The organism is Microtetraspora malaysiensis, from assembly GCF_001528665.1.
GTDB lineage: Bacteria > Actinomycetota > Actinomycetes > Streptosporangiales > Streptosporangiaceae > Microtetraspora_A > Microtetraspora_A malaysiensis.
Window position 1 is genome coordinate 1 of record NZ_BBYJ01000030.1, and the last position, 17788, is coordinate 17788.

General features: G+C 70.0%; 20 protein-coding genes. 10 read left to right on the top strand and 10 right to left on the bottom strand.

Going from position 1 to position 17788, the window contains the following annotated elements; genetic code table 11:
* The 7 genes from AWQ71_RS32600 to AWQ71_RS32630 form a co-directional block, all read right to left on the bottom strand.
* Window positions 1–2265: a heavy metal translocating P-type ATPase gene (locus tag AWQ71_RS32600; protein WP_067140697.1), complete on the bottom strand. Its 2265-nt coding sequence runs from the start codon at window positions 2263–2265 to the stop codon at window positions 1–3.
* A 29-nt stretch (window positions 2266–2294) separates the two neighbouring features.
* Window positions 2295–3272: a DUF8832 domain-containing protein gene (locus tag AWQ71_RS32605; RefSeq protein ID WP_067140708.1), complete on the bottom strand. Its 978-nt coding sequence runs from the start codon at window positions 3270–3272 to the stop codon at window positions 2295–2297.
* Window positions 3272–3481: a heavy-metal-associated domain-containing protein gene (locus AWQ71_RS32610; protein WP_067140711.1), complete on the bottom strand. Its 210-nt coding sequence runs from the start codon at window positions 3479–3481 to the stop codon at window positions 3272–3274. The genes AWQ71_RS32605 and AWQ71_RS32610 overlap by 1 nt, the downstream gene beginning before the upstream one ends.
* A gap of 37 nt (window positions 3482–3518) precedes the next feature.
* Window positions 3519–3800 carry a metal-sensitive transcriptional regulator gene (locus AWQ71_RS32615; protein ID WP_067140977.1) on the bottom strand — a complete coding sequence of 94 codons (282 nt, stop codon included), beginning with the start codon at window positions 3798–3800 and terminating at the stop codon, window positions 3519–3521.
* Window positions 3801–3913: 113 nt separating this feature from the next.
* On the bottom strand, window positions 3914–5341 hold the full coding sequence (locus AWQ71_RS32620; RefSeq protein WP_067140714.1) for an MFS transporter: 1428 nt from the start codon (window positions 5339–5341) through the stop codon (window positions 3914–3916).
* A gap of 199 nt (window positions 5342–5540) precedes the next feature.
* Entirely contained in the window at window positions 5541–5816 is a 276-nt protein-coding gene (locus tag AWQ71_RS32625) for a heavy-metal-associated domain-containing protein (protein WP_067140716.1), read from the bottom strand.
* An 89-nt stretch (window positions 5817–5905) separates the two neighbouring features.
* Window positions 5906–7114 carry an NAD(P)/FAD-dependent oxidoreductase gene (locus tag AWQ71_RS32630; protein ID WP_067140719.1) on the bottom strand — a complete coding sequence of 403 codons (1209 nt, stop codon included), beginning with the start codon at window positions 7112–7114 and terminating at the stop codon, window positions 5906–5908.
* Window positions 7115–7270: 156 nt separating this feature from the next.
* Between AWQ71_RS32630 and AWQ71_RS32635 the strand changes: the two genes are divergently transcribed.
* The 5 genes from AWQ71_RS32635 to AWQ71_RS32655 all read left to right on the top strand — a co-directional run bounded on the left by AWQ71_RS32635 (window position 7271) and on the right by AWQ71_RS32655 (window position 9498).
* Window positions 7271–7480: a heavy-metal-associated domain-containing protein gene (locus AWQ71_RS32635; protein WP_067140720.1), complete on the top strand. Its 210-nt coding sequence runs from the start codon at window positions 7271–7273 to the stop codon at window positions 7478–7480.
* A gap of 92 nt (window positions 7481–7572) precedes the next feature.
* Window positions 7573–8124, top strand: coding sequence for an MFS transporter (locus tag AWQ71_RS32640; RefSeq protein WP_084259543.1), 552 nt, complete (start codon window positions 7573–7575; stop codon window positions 8122–8124).
* A gap of 31 nt (window positions 8125–8155) precedes the next feature.
* A complete protein-coding gene (locus tag AWQ71_RS42150; RefSeq protein ID WP_157570715.1) occupies window positions 8156–8593 on the top strand; it encodes a hypothetical protein in 438 nt (145 codons plus the stop codon).
* Window positions 8593–8889, top strand: a complete 297-nt coding sequence (locus tag AWQ71_RS32650; RefSeq protein ID WP_084259560.1) for a response regulator transcription factor — start codon at window positions 8593–8595, stop codon at window positions 8887–8889. Before AWQ71_RS42150 ends, AWQ71_RS32650 begins: the two co-directional genes overlap by 1 nt.
* A 78-nt stretch (window positions 8890–8967) precedes the next feature.
* Window positions 8968–9498, top strand: coding sequence for a hypothetical protein (locus AWQ71_RS32655; protein WP_218002054.1), 531 nt, complete (start codon window positions 8968–8970; stop codon window positions 9496–9498).
* A 67-nt stretch (window positions 9499–9565) separates the two neighbouring features.
* Here AWQ71_RS32655 and AWQ71_RS32660 read toward each other — a convergent pair whose 3' ends face one another.
* Window positions 9566–10222 carry a LysE family translocator gene (locus AWQ71_RS32660; RefSeq protein ID WP_067140724.1) on the bottom strand — a complete coding sequence of 219 codons (657 nt, stop codon included), beginning with the start codon at window positions 10220–10222 and terminating at the stop codon, window positions 9566–9568.
* Between the two features lie 110 nt (window positions 10223–10332).
* Between AWQ71_RS32660 and AWQ71_RS32665 the strand changes: the two genes are divergently transcribed.
* Window positions 10333–10794 carry an Lrp/AsnC family transcriptional regulator gene (locus tag AWQ71_RS32665; protein ID WP_067140726.1) on the top strand — a complete coding sequence of 154 codons (462 nt, stop codon included), beginning with the start codon at window positions 10333–10335 and terminating at the stop codon, window positions 10792–10794.
* Between the two features lie 80 nt (window positions 10795–10874).
* On the opposite strand, the gene AWQ71_RS32670 is transcribed toward AWQ71_RS32665, so the two are convergent.
* Complete coding sequence (locus AWQ71_RS32670) at window positions 10875–11723, bottom strand: metallophosphoesterase family protein (RefSeq protein WP_067140730.1); 849 nt, start codon at window positions 11721–11723, stop codon at window positions 10875–10877.
* Window positions 11724–11748: 25 nt separating this feature from the next.
* Window positions 11749–13344, bottom strand: a complete 1596-nt coding sequence (locus AWQ71_RS32675) for a GAF domain-containing protein (protein ID WP_218002055.1) — start codon at window positions 13342–13344, stop codon at window positions 11749–11751.
* A 168-nt stretch (window positions 13345–13512) separates the two neighbouring features.
* Here AWQ71_RS32675 and exaC point away from each other — a divergent pair, with 168 nt between their 5' ends.
* The 4 genes from exaC to AWQ71_RS32695 all read left to right on the top strand — a co-directional run bounded on the left by exaC (window position 13513) and on the right by AWQ71_RS32695 (window position 17687).
* Window positions 13513–15036: an acetaldehyde dehydrogenase ExaC gene (gene exaC, locus AWQ71_RS32680; protein WP_067140733.1), complete on the top strand. Its 1524-nt coding sequence runs from the start codon at window positions 13513–13515 to the stop codon at window positions 15034–15036.
* An 86-nt stretch (window positions 15037–15122) separates the two neighbouring features.
* On the top strand, window positions 15123–15533 hold the full coding sequence (locus tag AWQ71_RS32685; RefSeq protein ID WP_067140736.1) for a DUF779 domain-containing protein: 411 nt from the start codon (window positions 15123–15125) through the stop codon (window positions 15531–15533).
* A 2-nt stretch (window positions 15534–15535) separates the two neighbouring features.
* A complete protein-coding gene (locus AWQ71_RS32690; RefSeq protein ID WP_067140738.1) occupies window positions 15536–15817 on the top strand; it encodes a hypothetical protein in 282 nt (93 codons plus the stop codon).
* The gene (locus tag AWQ71_RS32695; RefSeq protein WP_067140740.1) at window positions 15810–17687 is read left to right on the top strand and encodes a propionyl-CoA synthetase; all 1878 of its coding nucleotides are present in this window, start codon (window positions 15810–15812) and stop codon (window positions 17685–17687) included. Before AWQ71_RS32690 ends, AWQ71_RS32695 begins: the two co-directional genes overlap by 8 nt.
* Window positions 17688–17788: the final 101 nt, after the last annotated feature.

Here is a 17788-nt window from a genome sequence, read left to right on the forward strand (position 1 = left end):
CTACTTGAAACCGCGCAGGCGGAGACTGTTGCTGACCACGAACACCGACGAGAACGCCATCGCGGCACCCGCGATCATCGGGTTCAGCAACCCCGCCGCGGCCAACGGCAACGCCGCCACGTTGTACGCGAACGCCCAGAACAGATTCCCCTTGATCGTCCGCAACGTCCGCCGCGACAACCGGATCGCGTCCGCCGCCACCCGCAGATCACCCCGAACCAGCGTCAGGTCCGACGCCTCGATCGCCGCGTCCGTACCCGTCCCCATCGCCAAACCGAGATCGGCCTGCGCCAGCGCCGCCGCGTCGTTGACGCCGTCCCCCACCATCGCGACCGTACGGCCCTGACCCTGCAGGCGCTTGACCACGTCCACCTTGTCGGCGGGCAGCACCTCGGCGATGACCTCATCGATGCCGACCTCGGCCGCGACCGTCCGGGCCACCGCCTCGTTGTCGCCGGTGAGCAGCACCGGAGTCAACCCCAGCGCGCGCAACTGACCGATGGCCTCGGCCGAGGTGGCCTTGACCGTGTCCGCCACGACGAGCACGGCGCGCGCCGCGCCGTCCCAGCCCACCGCCACCGCGGTACGCCCCGCCGCCTGAGCCGCCGCAAACGCCCGCTCCAGCTCGACCGGCAGGTGCTGGGACCACTCGGCCAGCAGCTTCGGCCGTCCGACCAGCACCGCGTGCCCGTCCACGATCCCCTGGACGCCGAGTCCTTCGATGTTGGCGAAGTCCTCGGGCGTGGGCAGCGTGCCGACCCGCTCGGCCGCGCCACGCGCGACGGCCTGGGCGATCGGGTGCTCGGAGGCGTGCTCCAGCGCTCCGGCCAGGCGCAGCACCTCATCCTGGTCCTGGCCGTCGGCGGTGTGCACCTCGACCAGGGTCATCTTGCCCTCGGTGACCGTGCCGGTCTTGTCCAGCACGACCGTGTCGATCTTCCGGGTGGACTCCAGCACCTCCGGGCCCTTGATCAGGATGCCGAGCTGGGCTCCCCGGCCGGTCCCGACCAGCAGCGCGGTCGGGGTCGCCAGGCCGAGCGCGCACGGGCAGGCGATGATCAGCACGGCGACCGCCGCGGTGAACGCCGCCCCCACCCCGTCCCCGGTGCCCAGCCAGAAACCGAGCGTGCCCAACGCCAGCGCGATCACGACCGGGACGAAGATGCCGGAGATCCGGTCGGCCAGCCGCTGGACCTGCGCCTTGCCGGTCTGCGCCTCCTCCACCAGCCGGGCCATCTGGGCCAGCTGGGTGTCGGAGCCGACCCGGGTGGCGCGGACCACCAGGCGGCCGCCGGCGTTAACGGTCGCGCCGGTCACCGCATCACCCGGCCGCACCTCGACCGGGACGGACTCCCCGGTCAGCATCGAGGCGTCGACCGCGGAGGCGCCCTCCTCGATCACGCCGTCGGTGGCGATCTTCTCGCCGGGGCGGACCACGAACCGGTCCCCCACCGCGAGCTGATCGCTCGGGATCCGGACCTCAACCCCGTCCCGCAGCACCGCGACATCCTTGGCGCCCAGCTCCAGCAGCGCCCGCAGCGCGGCGCCCGCGCGGCGCTTGGAACGCGCTTCGAAGTAGCGTCCGGCCAGGATGAACGCCGTCACCCCGGCGGCGGCCTCCAGGTAGATGTTGCCGGAGCCGTCGCTGCGCTGGATCGTGAAGTCGAACGGGTGGGTCATGCCGGGGGTGCCGGCGGTGCCGAAGAACAGCGCCCACAGTGACCAGCCGAGCGCGGCGATCGTGCCGAGCGACACCAGCGTGTCCATGGTGGCGGCGCCGTGGCGCAGGTTGGTCCAGGCCGCCTTGTGGAACGGCCAGCCCGCGTACACCACGACCGGGGCGGCCAGCGTCAGCGACAGCCACTGCCAGTTGGTGAACTGCAGCGGGGGGATCATCGCCATCGCGACCACCGGGACCGCCAGGACCAGCGCGGTGATCAGCCGGGCGCGTAGCGGGCCGAGCTCGTCTTCCGGCTCTTCCGGCCCGCCGCCGTTCTCGTTCTGCTGGCGGGGCGGGGCGGGCAGTTGCGCGGTGTAGCCGGCCTTCTCCACTTCGGCGATCAGGTCGTGCGGGGCGATGCCGTCGGGGAAGGTGACCTTGGCCTTCTCGGTGGCGTAGTTGACCGTCGCGGTCACGCCGTCCAGCTTGTTGAGTCGGCGCTCGATCCGGTTGGCGCAGGACGCGCAGGTCATGCCGCCGATCGAGAGCTCGAGCGAGCCCAGGGACTGCTCCTCGACGGTGGCAGACTCGGTGACGGAAGTCATCGTCTCTCCTCTCTCACGTCACACCCGCGTCAGTGCGTGTGCTCGCCGTGCCCGGCGGAACCGGACGGGGACTCGTCATGGCCGCCCTGCTCCCCGGACGCCGGGGCACCGTCCGCGTGGAGGGTGAAGTCCGCGGTGCGGACCTTGCCGTCGTGCTGGAAGTCCAGGAAGAGCCGGTAGTCACCGCGGCTGGGCGCCTCGGCGTAGAAGACGATCTCCGGACCCGGCTGGGTCTTGCCGTCGCCCGGCTCGCCATCGGGGTGCACGTGCAGGTAGGCCAAATCGCCGCCGCGCAACGCCACCAGGTGGCCGTACGCGCCGAGGTAGGGCTGCAGGTCGGTGACCGGCTTGCCGTCCTTGCTGACCTTGAGGGTGATCCGGCTCGTCCGGCCGGGGGCCAGGTCGCCGTCGAGGGTGACGGTGTATCCGTCCACCGTCGCCGTACGGCTCACGCCCGGCAGGGCCTTCGGCGCGTAGTCGCCCGCGGCGTACAGGTCGGCGCCGAGGGTCATGCCGCTGCCGCCTTCGGGGGCGAAGTCGGCGAACATCCGGTACGCGCCCGCCTCGGGAAGGGTCAGCGGCACCGACCACACACCGTCGCCGGCCTCGGCCGGGTGCAGGTGCTGGAAGTGGGAGAGGTCCCGGGAGACCACGATGAAGTGCAGCTTCTTTTCGTGCTGCACCTGGTAGCCGGTGACCGGCTTGCCGTCGGGCCCGGTGACCGTGAACCGGAAGTCCGTGTTCTTGCCCGGCTCGACCGTCGTGGTCAGCGTGGTGAGCGTGTAGCCGTTCTGGGACACCTCGAGCCCTCCTGGAATGGCCGCCGTGCCGGCGGGGGTCGCCTGGCCGGCGGCGGTGGGGGCACCGCCGTGGTCGCCGTGGACGCTGTGCTCCTCGGCGGCCGGCGGGGTGCCGACACCTCCCACGGCGGTGCCGACTCCGAAGGTCGCGCCGAAGACCACGGCGAGGCCGAGAACGTACGCTCCGAGCTTGGCGGGGGTGTTCATCAGCGATCCACCACTTCGTATCCGGCCTCTTCGACGGCGGCGGTGACCGCGGCCGCGTCCACGGGACCTTCGCTTTCAACTGTCACCAGGCCGGTGGCGAGGTCCACCTCGACGCGCGTGACGCCGGCGACCTCTCCGACCTCTTCCTTGACCGAGCTGACGCAGTGGCCGCAGGTCATGCCCTTGACGGTGTAGGTGGCGGTGGTCATATCGATCACTCCTGTGATTCGTGAATGTCGGTGAAGTTCAGGAACGGACGAGGCGGGCGATGGCGTCGGAGGCTTCCTTGATCTTCGCCTCGGCTTCCGCACCGCCCTTCGCCGTAGCATCCGCGACGCAGTGGGCCATGTGCTCGTCGAGGAGAGCGAGGGCGAAGGACTGGAGAGCGCGACTGGCCGCAGAGACCTGGGTGAGGATGTCGATGCAGTATTTGTCTTCTTCGACCATCCGCTGCAGACCCCGGACCTGCCCCTCGATCCGGCGCAGCCGCCGGAGGTGCTCCTGCCCGGTGTCGCTGTATCCGGCCATCTCCCCGCTCCTCTCGCTCAGGCTGCTCATGTTAACACCATACCCCCCTATGGTATTTCGCCGAGTTCGGGGTACCCGGGCGCGCTCCGGATGGAGCGCGCCCCGTCCCCGCGTCAGGCTCCGACCGACGACGCCTCCCGCTCCCCGCTCTGTACGGCGGCGGCCTTCCGGCCGCGCATCAGCAGGAGGGTGAGCAGGGCGCCGAGCACGGCCACCGCGCCCGCGCCGACGAAGGCGGCCTGGAAGCCGTGGGTCAGCCTGGGCAGGTTCCCCAGCTCGGCCGCCCCCTGCGACGTGGCGATCGCGGTCATAACGGCCAGGCCGAGCGCCGAGCCCACCTGGTAGGTGGTGTTGACGATGCCCGAGGCGAGGCCGCTCTCCTCCGGCCGGGCGCCGGACATGGCCGACATCATGGCCGGAATGTAGGCCAGCGACATGCCGACCGCCGCCACCAGCGACGCGGGCAGCACATCGGCGGCGAAGGAGCCGTCAGGGTGGACCAGGGAGAGTCCCCCGACGCCCGCGGCCAGGACGAGCAGGCCGATCACGATGAGCGGCTTGGCCCCGAACCGGCCGAGCAGCCGGGCGGTGATGCCGATCATGAAGATCATGATCGCGATGGTCATCGGAAGCAGCGCCGCACCGCTCGGGAACGCGCCGTATCCCAGAACCTGCTGCAGGTAGAGGTTGAGGAAGTACCACATCGGGATCCACGCGGCGCCGAGCAGCGCCATCGCCAGGTTGGCCGTGGCCAGCCCGGGGGTGCGCCAGATCCGGAGCGGCATGAGCGGCTCGCGGACCGACCGCTGGATGACGAGGAACAGCACCAGCAGCACCACGGCTCCGACGCCCTGGACGATGGTGGCGCCGGCGCTCTGCTCGGGCGCCCGGACGATCGTGAACACGGCGAGGGCGATGCCGGCGGTGACCGCGACCGCGCCCAGCAGGTCGACCGATCCGCGCCTGCCCTGGACGGCCGGAAGCAGCGCGGGGACGGCGGCCAGCGTGGCCAGGCCGATCGGGACGTAGACGATGAACACCCACGGCCAGCTCAGGTATTCGGTGATGACGCCGCCGAGGAACACGCCCGCGGTGCCACCCGCCGGGGCGGCCGCGCCGTACAGGGCCATGGCCTTGCCGAGTTCGCGCTGGTCGTGCCCGAAGAGCATCATGAGCAGGGTCATCGCGGCGGGCGCGATCAGTGCGCCACCCACGCCCTGGACCGCCCGGCCGATGATCTCCAGCGCCGGGTTGCTCGCCGCCGCCGCGACGACGGATCCGGCGATCAGTACGACCCAGCCGGCGGTGAACACCTTGCGCGCGCCGAGCAGGTCGGAGAGCCGTCCGCCGAGCAGCAGCAGCCCGCCGAAGGCGACGACGTACGCGTTGAAGACCCACTGCAGGTCGCCCTGGGAGAAGCCCAGCTCGCGTTGCATGTCCGGTAAGGCGACTCCAATGATCGAGGTGTCCATGATGACCATGAACTGCGCGGCGGCGAGCACGATCAGCGCCTGCCACCTGCGCGGATTGACGGCATTCATGCCTGTCTCCTGGTTCTTCGCACCATAGGATGCGAAACGGGGATTGGGTGTGATGACGAGTCCGACCGGCCCCAGGTGGGCGTGCACGGCAATGCACGCCCACCCCTTATGTCCCGGGACGTTCTCCCGGCTCCCGGCGGGGGCCACTACTTCGCGGCCCTGCCGCGCGGCCCCTTGAGGGCTTTCCGCGTGACCTTTGCTAGGCCGGCGTCCCGGCCAGCTCGTAGCCGGCCTCCTCCACCGCGGCGCGGATCTCCTCGTCGGAGAAGCCCGCTCCGCTGACAGTGACGGCTCCGGCCGCCAGATCGACGGCCACGCCGGTCACCCCGGCGACCTTGCCGATCTCACCGGAGACCGACGAGACGCAGTGACCGCAGGTCATGCCGCTGACCGAATAGACCCGCGTGGCGCCGTCACCGATCGCCACGGTCGTGGCAGCGGCCTCTCCGCTACAGCAGGAACATGCCGTGGACATGAGCTTCCCTCCTTGGCCAGATACCCATGGGGGGTATCCATCGGCGAGAAACGTAACATACCCCCTAGGGGTTTCTCAAGCGGTGGGGATCAGGAAGTTGCGGCTTCGAGGACATCCCCGGCGGCGATTCCGCGCTTCAGCCGGTTCAGTTCCTTCGGCGCGTTCACCCCGACGGCGCCCACGAGGACACCACCCCTGAGGAAGGCCACGACGAAGCTGCCCTCTTCCGGCGCACCGTGCACCGTTCGCGCCTCGTCGGCGAGGTGGGGCAGGCCGGCGGTCTGGATCCGCGCCCCATGCGTGTGCGTCCCGAACGCGGGCACGTCCGCGTACGGCACGGCGCTCTCGGGGCCGGCGAGAAGGTTGCGCGCGGCCACCGCCCCCTGGGCATTGGCGTTGGCCCAGTGCTCCACCCGCACGAGCGCGCCCCCGTACAACTCGTGCCGCCAGCGCGCGACGTCGCCGGCCGCGACGATGGTCGACGTCCCCTCGGCGAACAGCGACGGCGTGCAGACCACTCCGTCGTCGAGCGTGAGACCGCTGCCTTCCAGCCACTCGACGTTGGGCACGATGCCCATGCCCGCGACGACGAGGTCGGCCGGGATCGACCGCCCGTCTTCGAGTCGCACGCCGGTCACCCGGCCGTCCCTGCTCTCGAAACCGGCCACCCGGATGCCGGAGATCAACTCGACACCGTTCTTCTGGTGGTGGGCGGCCAGCCACCGCGCCGTGTCCACCCCGAGGACGCGGTGCATCGGGTAGGGCCCGGCGTCGACGAGCGTCACGGTCAGGCCGAGCGCCCTGGCCGTCGAGGCGATCTCCCCGCCGATGAATCCTCCACCGACGATGACCAGGTTCCGGTGCCCGGCATCGAGCTCGGCGCGCAGCGCCAGCGCGTCGTCGATCGTGCGCAGTTCGTGGACTCCCCCGGGCCGTTCGGCGAGCCGCCGCGGCCTGGCTCCGGTCGCGATGACCAGGCCGTCGAACGGGATCTCCGTGCCGTCGTCCAGGGTTATGGAGCCACCCCCGGTGCTCGCGGTGGCGGCACCCGGGCTTCTGTCGACGCGCAGCCTTACGGCCCGCCGGTTCCCGAGCCACTCCCCGCCGAGTTCCTCGGCACCGGGAAGGGTCACGTCGTCGTCACCGCGTAGCACGCTCTTCGAGAGTGGCGGACGGTTGTACGGCCGGTGCGTCTCCGCGCCGATCAGGGTGATGTCACCGGCGAATCCCTCGCTACGCAGGGTCTGCACGGCGCGCAATCCGGCAAGGGACGCGCCGACGACCGCGATTCTGCTCATGTCTGCCATGTCGCTGAACCATACCGGGGTAGGGTAGGGCTGGCGATGTGATGTGGATCTCACAGTACCTATGGGGGGTATGTCTTGCGGTGTCGCCGCCCGCATGACTATCTTTCCCTGGACGTTACCCACCCGGGGTATTTGCGAAGGAGCGACATGAGCGTCAGCACGTACACCGTCACCGGCATGACCTGCGGCCACTGCGTGGGCACGGTGACGTCCGAAATCGGCAAGGTCACCGGGGTCACCGGCGTCGAGGTCGAGCTGGCGACCGGCAAGGTGACCGTGACCAGCGACAGCCCGCTGAACGAGACCCTCGTGCGGGACGCCGTCGAAGAGGCGGGCTACGAGCTCGTGGCCGGCTGAGCGAGCCATACCGGGCAACCGACGGCCGAGCCGAGGCGGGAATCTCTCCTTGGCTCGGCCGTAGCTCGTAACAACCTCAGCCGCCACCTGGCGTGCTACCTGCTCAGCTGACGAGGCAGGGGACCCGCCGCCGCCCAGAGCGGTGGCGTGCGCGCGGCGGCGCGGCGCCGGCGGACGTCACCGTGCTTCTGGTGCTTTACGGCGCAGGAGGCGCGGCCGGGAACTTCATCGCCGGATACACGGTGAACAAGAGTTTGCGGGGCAGCTTCATCGCCGGCCTCGCGGGACTCGTGGTGTCCTTGCTGTTGCTGCTCACGGTCGGTCACGGGCCGGCCGGTTCGATCATCTCGCTGACCCTCTGGGGAGTTTCCTTCGGCGTCGTGCAGCTGTGCCAGCTCAACATGACGCAGGCCGCCGCACCCGACACCTTCGAAGCCGCGATGTCCCTCAACACCATGGCCTACAACACGTCCATCGCCCTCGGCGCGCTCTTCGGCGGACTGTTCGCCGACCATCTGGGCGTCACAAGTGTCGTCTGGTTCGGCCTGGCACTGACCGCGGCCGCGCTGCTCCTCACGCTCGGCACCCGCCAGAAGACCGCACGCACCGTCCCCGACGACGCGTTGGCGCCCGCCGGCAAATAGGTTGTGTCGGTTACCGGTACGAAGGAGGCGCGTGGGCGAGAGCACGTCGCCGGCCCGATTGGAGCAGTTGGCCCATCGGCTGGAAGAGGCGGTGGACAAGCTGCGCGGCGTCCCCGTCGGCGTCGAGCTGCTGGACGACGGCGAACTCGTCCAGCAGCGGATCGCCGAGGCGGTACGTTCGGCCCACGAGCTGCGCGCGATGCATCCGGTGGGCTCATCGGAGAAGGGGCGCGAGGAGCAGAAAAGCAGGAGAAGTGTGCTCGACGCCTTGCAGCATGGCATGGCGATGCGCACCATCGTCCACGCGAGCGTGCTGGACGATCCGCGCAAGCGGCCCGAATCAGGGAACTGCACTCCTCGGGTGACCTCCACCGCGTCGTCGACGAGCCGATTCAGCAACTGCTCATCTTCGACCGCGCCGTGGCGTTCGTCCGGACGACTCCCGTCCCGTACTCGCCGGGCGCACTGATGATCAGGCAGCCGAGCCTGATCACCACTCTCATCGATCTGTTCGAGCACACCTGGAACAGGGCCCGGGAGGTCACCGAGCCGGTGCTGCGGCTGACCGCGCGTGAGCGCCAGGTGCTCGGGCTGATCGCCGAAGGGCGCTCCAACAGCGCCGTTGCCCGCGCGCTGTCGATCACCGAGGCGGCTGTCGGGAAGCATGTGGCCGGCGTGTTCGCCAAGCTTGAGCTACCGGCGACCGAGGACGTCAACCGGCGGGTGCTGGCCGTGCTCGCCTATCTGCGCGGCACCGCGAGGTAGTGCCAGGTCTACCTCGTCCTCGTCTTGGCCCCCTTGTACAGACGATCCGGCGTCGTTTCAATGAATGACATGCAACGAATGACTGGATTGCTGGTCGGCGCGGTCTTCGGCGCGGTGTTTGTGGTCGTCAACGCCCAGAGCCCGCTGAATCCCGTGGCCGCGATTCTGCTGAAAGTGGCTGCCTGTCTGGCAGCCGTAGGTGTTCTGGCCATGTGGTTCGTCTCCGCTCGGGGGGAGCGTGGTTCCGCCGAGGGAGCGCAGCGGAACATGTTCAGCCGTGGCTACCTGGTCGTCGTCGCCGCCGAGGTGATCCTGCTCTTCGGCGGACTCCGGGTCCTCGCGATATGGGGGCGTCCGGTAGAAGGCAATGTGGCCTGGGTGGCGTTGGTGGTCGGCGTTCACTTCATCGCGCTTGCGCCGATCTGGAAAGACTGGAGCATCGCCGTACCCGGTGTGGTCCTCACCGTACTGGGCGCCACCGGCCTTGTCCTGGCCTCGACGGCCGCCGTCGCCTGGGTGCCGTTCGTCAGCGGGGTGCTGTCCGGAGTAGTGCTTCTGACCGGCAGCGTCGCCCTTGGCTGGCGTGCGGTGACAGCTCGAACGGCCTGAGCAGCATGTGCGTCCTTCCGGCCGCGTGACAGGCTCAGCTCTCCTGGGTGTCCTGCCGAATGCGCGTTCACAGCACCGCGCCGCCGCTCAGCCGGTCGCTGATCAAGGAAATACCGACGATCACCATGCCGACACCGGACACGCGGCTGAGGACACGCGCGGCCGCGGGCCGGGAGAGCAGGAAGGTGCGTGCCACCGAGCCGAGGGCGAGGTAGAACGCGGCGCAGGTGACCGTGAAGACCAGGCCGAGGGCGGTCATCTGTACGGCCAACGGCCAGCTCCGGTCCGGGCGGGTGAACTGGGGAAGCAGAGCGATGAAGATCAGCAGGCCCTTCGGGTTGAGTCCGCTGACTCCGATACCTTGCGCGAGCGTCGCCCACCCTGTTTTGCCCCGCGCTTCCACCACGCCGTCCACAATCACGTCGGAAGCCGCAACGTCCGGCACGGAAGGCGCGGCGAATGTCCGCACACCGTGCCAGATCAGATATCCACCGCCGAGCACGGTCAGCACGGTGAGCGCCTTGGGGTTTTCCGCGACGAAGGCGCCGAGACCGGCGGCGACGACGAGCGTGATCGCCGCGTAGCCGAGCACGAGCCCGCCCACGGCGGGGACCACCGACCGCCCGCGTAATCCCGCGCCGAGGGTGAACGCCCAATCCGCGCCCGGCACCATGATGAGCAGCAGGGCGACACCCCAGAAAGCGAAAACGGAGCTGACGGGCATGGCTTCTCCCCTGTGGCAAACGGACTCTATGCGGGAAGTTACCTGCGAACAGCCGGAAAGTGATTCCAACTTCTTGCTGGTACGGCGGCCCAAATAGAAGAATCCCGCTCATGGACGCCATCGACCGGAAAATCCTTGCCGCACTCCAGGAGGACGGCCGCCTCACCATCACCGAACTCTCCGCACACGTCGGGTTGACCGTGTCGCCCTGCCACCGTCGGCTCCGCGAACTGGAGCGCACGAAGACGATCCGCGGCTATCGGGCGGTCGTCGCCCCCGAAGCCGTCGGGCTGAACTTTCAAGCGCTCGTCTTCGTGACCATGCGGCAAGAAGACCGCGGCACCCTTCTCGGTTTCGAGGAAGCCGTCGCCGAAATCCCCCAGGTCGTCCAGGCGCAACGCCTGTTCGGCGACCCCGACTATCTCCTGCGCGTCCTCACCACCGATCTCGCCGCCTACCAGCGCCTGGAAGACGACCGGCTCGCCGCGCTCCCCGGCATTCAGCGACTGACATCGACCCTCGTCATGAAGCAGATCGTCGACGACCGCCCCCTGACCGGTCCGGAAAAGTAAGCACGAGAATCCGGACGACACCGCGCCGCCTCCGCGCTCTCAGCTCCGGGGTGATCGCGGAGTGCCCCGTCCACTCCTGGTCAGGCGGTGGGCGGCCCTGCGGGCAGGACGGCGCGTGGGCGGGGCGGCGGCCCCTCCCGGCGGCCCCACTCCCTCGGGTAGCCGAGGGACACCTCCTCGAACGGCACCCCGTCATAGCAGGTGCTGCGCGGGATGTGCAGGTGGCCGTAGACCATGACGGCGGCGTTGAACCGCTGATGCCACTTGGCGGTTCGCTCGGTGCCGCACCAGAGGGCGAACTCCGGATACCTGAGCACGAAGGTGGGATCCCGCACCAGCGGATAGTGGTTGACCAGGACGGTGGCGAGCTCCGGGTCGCGGTCGGCCAGCCGGCGTTCGGTTTCCGCGATCCGGGCAGCGCACCACGCCTCCCTGCTCGGGTACGGGTCCGGGTGCAGCAGCCATTCGTCGGTACACACCACACCGGCGTCGTCGGCGTGATCCAGCGCCTGCTCCATGGTGGTGGTGCCCTGCGGCCGGAAGGTGTAGTCGTACCCGATGAACAGTGGGGCCACCGTGACCGGGCCGCCCGCGCCGCGCCACACCAGGTAGGGGTCCTCCGGGGTGACCACGCCGAGGGAGCGGCAGAGCTCCACGATGTGCCGATAGCGCGCCTCACCCCGGAGCCGCACGGGGTCCTCCGCCGGCGTCCACAGCTCGTGGTTGCCGGGCGCCCACACCACCTTGGCGAAGCGCTCGCTGAGCAGGCGCAGCGCCCACTCGACGTCGGCCATGAACTCGCCCACGTCACCGGCGACCAGTAGCCAGTCTCCGTCGTTCTCCGGCTGCAGCCGCTCGACGATCTCGCGGTTCTCCGGGTGGCGCACGTGCAGATCGCTGATGGCGAGCAACCTCGGCGTGGAGATCATGGTGGAGATCCTAGGCGTGAATGGGTCAGTCGATCGATCTCCGGGCCCCCGTGTGACGGCTGATCGTGGGCGCTTCGTCGTCCTCCTTGAGCAGCCAGGCGAGCCTGGCCGCGGCGACCGCCTGACGCGGATCGCGGGCGGGCGACTCCGCGACGAGGCGCTCGAACACTTCGATGTCCTCGCTGCCGGGCTCGCTCTGCCCGAACGTCCACAGCGCCTCGTGGTCCTGGGTGTCGAGGACCGCGGACCGCAGCGCCGTGACGAGCTGGTCGCGTTCGGCCCTGATCGCCGGCGCCTCCGACCGGGCGAGCAGCGGGGCGTGCGCCGCCGCCACCGCGGCGCGGATGTCGCCGGAGCGCAGCGCGTCGCGCACGGTCAGGAAGTCGGCTTCGACCTCGGCCCGCAGCCGGTACGGCTTGGCCGTCATGGCGGCCTCGCCGAGCTGGGCCCGGAGCCGGTGGATCTCGGCGCGTACGGTCGTCGGGTTGCCGTCGTCGCCGTAGAGCTGCAGGGCGAGCTGCTCGGCGGTCAGCCCGGCGGGGCGCAGCGCGAGCAGCGCGAGCAGCTCGGCGTGCCGCAGGGTGAGCGGCAGCTCCCGGCCGTCCAGCACCGCCACCGGCCGGTCGCCCAGGAAAGACAGCGACAGTATGGGACGCGGCGGCGCCGGGGCCGTCCTCGGCAGCCGGACCAGGTAGCCCTCGGGCAGCGGCTCGACCAGGGCCTCACGGCCGTCCGCGAGCGGCACCCGGTCACTTCCGGGCCGTATCGCCAGCCGCTCGGGCCACGGCCCGCCGAACGGTTCCGCGGCGATCACCCGCCCCGTCGCGGTGACCAGCGCGCCCGGCTCGCCGCGCAGGCCGATCAGGCGGGGCAGGTGCTTCACCCGCAGCCGCTCGTCCCGCATCTCCATCTGCCTGCGCAGGTGGCTCTCCGCGAGCCGCGCGCTGGCGGAGACCAGGGTGACGACGGCGGGGTGCAGCTCGTGCAGCAGCCCGCTGATGTCGATCACGCCGAGCGTGCGCCCGCTGTCGGGGTCGTGGACGGGCGCGGCGGCGCAGGTCCACGGGTGGTAGGTACGCACCAGATGCTCGGCGGAGTAGATCTGCACCGGCGCGTCGACGGCGAGGGCGGTGCCCATCGCGTTCGTCCCGATGGCCCCCTCCGCCCAGCCCGTGCCCTCGCACAACCCGACCGGGTCGGCGATCCGGCACAGCCCGGCGGGCCCCTCCCGCCACAGGATGGTGCCGGCCGCGTCGGTGACGATCATGACGTATGACGACTGGTCGGCGATGCTGACGAGCAGTTCGCGGAGCAGGGGCAGCACGTCACGCAGCGGATGCGCGGAGCGCACGTCCGGTACGTCCTCCGGCTTGTACACCACCGGTGGGCGGAAATGCTCCGGATCGACCCGCGCCGCGAGGGAGCGCCGCCAGGAGTCCAGGATCACCGAGCGCGGCGCCGCCCGCGGCCGGTCCCCGCTCAACATGGCCTCGCGGACCTGCTGCAACACGGAGAACTGCGCGGCCGGATCAGATGCCACATCCACGGTGGTCGCAGCTTTCGCGATCTCAGCGTCCAAGGTGCACTCCGCGGCGACGTCGGCGAGGGCGGTTGCGTCCACCCGAACGAGCGCCCCCGTACCTGGTCTTGCTCACAGCAGCATGCCTTGCCGTTCCGCCCCGAACAAGGGCGATACGTCCCCCGTTCAGGCCTCTGCAACGGCGGTGCAACGTCGGCGCTTTTACCTTTTGCCACATCTCGTCGGTCCAGGACCCAGGAGGGCGAACACATGGCGACATATGCGGCACCAGGGGATTCGGGGAGCGTGGTTACATTTCGCCCACGCTATGACCACTTCATCGGCGGGGAGTACGTGCCGCCGGCCGGTGGTGAATATTTTGCGAACCCCACTCCGGTCACGGGTGCGACGTTTACCGAGGTCGCCCGGGGAACCGCCGCGGACGTCGATCGGGCCGTACGCGCCGCCGAGGGCGCCGCGGTCGCGTGGGGCCGCACCTCGCCGGCGGAGCGCGCCGAGGTGCTGAACAAGATCGCCGACAGGATCGAGCAGAACCTGGAGGCCATCGCCGTCGCCGAGTCCTGGGAGAACGGCAAACCGGTACGGGAGACCCTGGCCGCCGACATCCCGCTGGCTGTCGACCACTTCCGCTACTTCGCCGGAGCGATCCGGGCCCAGGAGGGCGGCATCTCCCAGCTCGACGCCGACACCGTCGCGTACCACTTCCATGAGCCGCTCGGCGTGGTCGGGCAGATCATCCCGTGGAACTTCCCGATCCTGATGGCCACCTGGAAGCTGGCCCCGGCGCTGGCCGCCGGCAACACCGTGGTGCTCAAGCCGGCCGAGCAGACCCCCGCGTCGATCCACGTGCTGCTTGAGCTGATCGCCGACCTGATCCCGGCCGGCGTGGTCAACGTGGTGAACGGTTTCGGCGTGGAGGCGGGCAAGCCGCTCGCGCAGCACAGCGGGATCCGGAAGGTGGCGTTCACTGGGGAGACCACCACCGGGCGGCTCATCATGCAGTACGCCAGCGAGAACATCATCCCGGTCACCCTCGAACTGGGCGGCAAGAGCCCGAACATCTTCTTCGCCGATGTCGCGGACGCGCCGGACGCCTTCTACGACAAGGCGCAGGAGGGCTTCGCGATGTTCGCGCTGAACCAGGGCGAGGTGTGCACCTGCCCGTCCCGCGCGCTGATCCAGTCGTCCATCTACTCATCGTTCCTGGCCGACGCGGTGGAGCGGGTGCAGAAGATCAAGCAGGGCGACCCGCTGGACACCGACACCATGATCGGCGCCCAGGCGTCCAACGACCAGCTGGAGAAGATCCTTTCCTACATCGACATCGGCAGGAAGGAAGGCGCGAAGGTCCTCACCGGTGGCGAGCGGGTCGACCTCGGCGGCGACCTGTCCGGCGGCTACTACGTCCAGCCCACCGTGTTCGAGGGCGACAACAAGATGCGCGTCTTCCAGGAGGAGATCTTCGGTCCGGTGGTCTCGGTGACGAGGTTCGACGACTACGACGACGCCATCACGATCGCCAACGACACCCTGTACGGCCTGGGCGCCGGGGTGTGGTCGCGGGACGGCAACACCGCCTACCGGGCCGGCCGGGACATCCAGGCGGGCCGGGTGTGGACGAACTGTTACCACGCCTACCCCGCGCACGCCGCGTTCGGCGGATACAAGCAGTCGGGCATCGGCCGCGAAAACCACAAGATGATGCTCGACCACTACCAGCAGACGAAGAACATCCTGGTGTCATACTCTCAAAACGCCCAGGGATTCTTCTGATCGAGCGGTCCGTACGCGAGGGGCGCCCCGGGGTTTCCCAGCCGCCCCTCGCGTACCGGCCATCCCCGAAGCAGGGAGCCTCGCACATGGCAGTCAACCGGGTGGACGTCACCGCCGACGCGGCCGTCCTGCTGCGCCGCCTCGCCGGCACGCACGGCCCGCTGATGTTCCACCAGTCAGGAGGATGCTGCGACGGCAGCTCCCCCATGTGCTACCCGGCCGGGGAGTTCCGCACCGGGAACGCGGACGTACGCCTCGGAGATCTCCGGGTGGACGGCGTGGGCGAGCCGATCCCGGTGTGGATGTCCGCGTCACAGTTCGAATACTGGAAGCACACCCACCTCACCATCGACGTGGTGCCGGGCCGAGGGAGCGGCTTCTCACTGGAGGCCCCGGAGGGTGTGCGTTTCCTGATCCGTTCACGGCTGCTCACCGACCAGGAGCTCGCCGAACTGGACGGCCGCGAGCAGCAGCCCGTCCCGGCCGAGGAGAGGTGAGCGTGTCCGGCCCGCTTGCCCCGTCCGGCGAAGAAGGCGCGCGTGACACGCCCGGCCCGCCTCCGGACCGCGTACGACCGGCCGACGAGGTGTGGTCGAAGCTCGGCGCCGCGCCCGGCCTCTGCGGCGTCTGCACGCATCGCCTGGTCAACGAGACCCGGCGAGGCACCGCGTACCTGCGGTGCGGACGGGCGTCATGGGACGCCCGTCTGCCGCGCTACCCCCGGCTGCCGACGGAGCGATGCGTCGGCTACGAAACAAGTGACGGGATCGAAGATGGGTGACTACCAGGACGCCTACACGGCGAGCCTGAAAGATCCGGAAGCCTTCTGGCTCGCGGCCGCCGACGCGGTGACCTGGTCGCGCCGCCCACAGCGCGCGCTGGACGCCGACCGCGCGCCGTTCTACCGCTGGTTCCCGGACGGCGAGCTGAACACCTGCTACAACGCGCTGGACCGGCACGTGGACGCGGGGCACGGGGATCGGCCCGCCCTGCTCTACGACTCGCCGGTGACCGGCGCGTCCGCGCGCTACACCTACGCCGAGCTGCGCGACCAGGTGGCGCGGTTCGCCGGGGCGCTGCGCGGGCTCGGCGTCGAACGGGGCGACCGCGTGGTGATCTACATGCCGATGGTGCCCCAGGCGGTGATCGCGATGCTCGCCTGCGCGCGGCTGGGCGCGGTGCACTCGGTGGTGTTCGGCGGGTTCGCCCCGAAGGAGCTGGCCGCCCGGATCGACGACGCCGCGCCGAAGGTGCTGGTGTGCGCGTCCTGCGGGATCGAGCCGAGCCGGGTCGTCGAGTACAAGCCGATCGTGGACGAGGCGATCGCCACCACGCCGAACCCCCCGGAGAAGGTCGTCGTGCTGCAGCGCGACCGCGTGCGGGCCCAGATGGGCGAGCGCGACGTCGACTGGGACGAGCTGATGGAGGCGGCCGAGCCGGTCGGCTGCGTCGACGTGGCGGCGACCGATCCGCTGTACATCCTCTACACCTCGGGCACCACCGGTAAGCCGAAGGGCGTGGTGCGCGACAACGGCGGCCACGCGGTCGCGCTGACCTGGTCGATGTCCAACATCTACGACATCGGGCCCGGCGACGTCTGGTGGACCGCGTCGGACGTCGGCTGGGTCGTCGGCCACTCCTACATCGTGTACGGACCGCTGCTGGCCGGCGCGACCACGGTCCTCTACGAGGGCAAGCCGGTGGGCACGCCGGACGCCGGTGCATTCTGGCGGGTGATCTCCCAGTACGGCGCCAAGGCCCTGTTCACCGCCCCGACGGCGGTGCGGGCGATCAAGAAGGTCGACCCGCAGGGCCGCGAGGCGGCGAAGTACGACCTGTCGGCGTTCCGTTCCCTCTTCCTGGCCGGCGAGCGGCTCGATCCGGAGACCTACCGGTGGGCCTCGGAGAAGCTCGGCGTGCCGGTCGTGGACCACTGGTGGCAGACCGAGACCGGATGGGCGATCGCGGCGAACCTCCGCGGCCTGGAGCCGATGCCGATCAAGCCCGGCTCCCCCACCGTGCCGGTGCCCGGCTACGACGTGCGGATCCTGGACCCGTCGGGTCAGGAGGTGCCGCCGGGCGACGACGGCGCGATCTGCGTCAAGCTGCCCCTGCCGCCCGGCACCCTGCCGACATTGTGGGGCGACGACGAGCGGTACCTGTCGTCGTATCTGTCCCGGTATCCCGACTACTACCTGACCGGTGACGGCGGCTACGTCGACTCCGACGGCTACCTGTTCGTCATGGGGCGCACCGACGATGTGATCAACGTGGCCGGGCACCGCCTGTCCACCGGCTCCATGGAGGCCGTACTGGCCGCGCACCCGGCGGTGGCCGAATGCGCGGTGATCGGCGTGCACGACTCGCTCAAGGGGCAGGTGCCACGCGGCTTCGTCGTGCTGAAGGCCGACGTGGACATCGCGCCGGACGCCCTCCAGGCGGAACTCGTCGCGGCGGTGCGCCGCGACATCGGCCCGGTCGCCGCGTTCAAGGAGGTGGCGATCGTGGACGGCCTGCCGAAGACCCGCTCCGGGAAGATCCTGCGCAAGTCGATGCGCGCGATCGCCGACGGCCACGACGAACCCGTGCCCTCGACGATCGAGGACCCGGGAGTGCTGGAGGCGCTCCGCCCCCACCTGCGCCGGGAGTGACCCGACCGTACGTCCGGCTTGCCGGCTGAGCGGCGAGATCGGAGGCGGCGGCGTGCCGGGCGTGCGCGATGGATTTCTGGCACGCCCGGCGATGTTCGGAG

Coding starts and splice junctions, on each gene's coding strand:
- AWQ71_RS32600 (WP_067140697.1), bottom strand. CDS start 2,265: ATGACTTCCGTCACCGAGTCTGCCACCGTCGAGGAGCAGTCCCTGGGC.
- AWQ71_RS32605 (WP_067140708.1), bottom strand. CDS start 3,272: ATGAACACCCCCGCCAAGCTCGGAGCGTACGTTCTCGGCCTCGCCGTG.
- AWQ71_RS32610 (WP_067140711.1), bottom strand. CDS start 3,481: ATGACCACCGCCACCTACACCGTCAAGGGCATGACCTGCGGCCACTGC.
- AWQ71_RS32615 (WP_067140977.1), bottom strand. CDS start 3,800: ATGGCCGGATACAGCGACACCGGGCAGGAGCACCTCCGGCGGCTGCGC.
- AWQ71_RS32620 (WP_067140714.1), bottom strand. CDS start 5,341: ATGAATGCCGTCAATCCGCGCAGGTGGCAGGCGCTGATCGTGCTCGCC.
- AWQ71_RS32625 (WP_067140716.1), bottom strand. CDS start 5,816: ATGTCCACGGCATGTTCCTGCTGTAGCGGAGAGGCCGCTGCCACGACC.
- AWQ71_RS32630 (WP_067140719.1), bottom strand. CDS start 7,114: ATGAGCAGAATCGCGGTCGTCGGCGCGTCCCTTGCCGGATTGCGCGCC.
- AWQ71_RS32635 (WP_067140720.1), top strand. CDS start 7,271: ATGAGCGTCAGCACGTACACCGTCACCGGCATGACCTGCGGCCACTGC.
- AWQ71_RS32650 (WP_084259560.1), top strand. CDS start 8,593: ATGATCAGGCAGCCGAGCCTGATCACCACTCTCATCGATCTGTTCGAG.
- AWQ71_RS32655 (WP_218002054.1), top strand. CDS start 8,968: ATGACTGGATTGCTGGTCGGCGCGGTCTTCGGCGCGGTGTTTGTGGTC.
- AWQ71_RS32660 (WP_067140724.1), bottom strand. CDS start 10,222: ATGCCCGTCAGCTCCGTTTTCGCTTTCTGGGGTGTCGCCCTGCTGCTC.
- AWQ71_RS32665 (WP_067140726.1), top strand. CDS start 10,333: ATGGACGCCATCGACCGGAAAATCCTTGCCGCACTCCAGGAGGACGGC.
- AWQ71_RS32670 (WP_067140730.1), bottom strand. CDS start 11,723: ATGATCTCCACGCCGAGGTTGCTCGCCATCAGCGATCTGCACGTGCGC.
- exaC (WP_067140733.1), top strand. CDS start 13,513: ATGGCGACATATGCGGCACCAGGGGATTCGGGGAGCGTGGTTACATTT.
- AWQ71_RS32685 (WP_067140736.1), top strand. CDS start 15,123: ATGGCAGTCAACCGGGTGGACGTCACCGCCGACGCGGCCGTCCTGCTG.
- AWQ71_RS32695 (WP_067140740.1), top strand. CDS start 15,810: ATGGGTGACTACCAGGACGCCTACACGGCGAGCCTGAAAGATCCGGAA.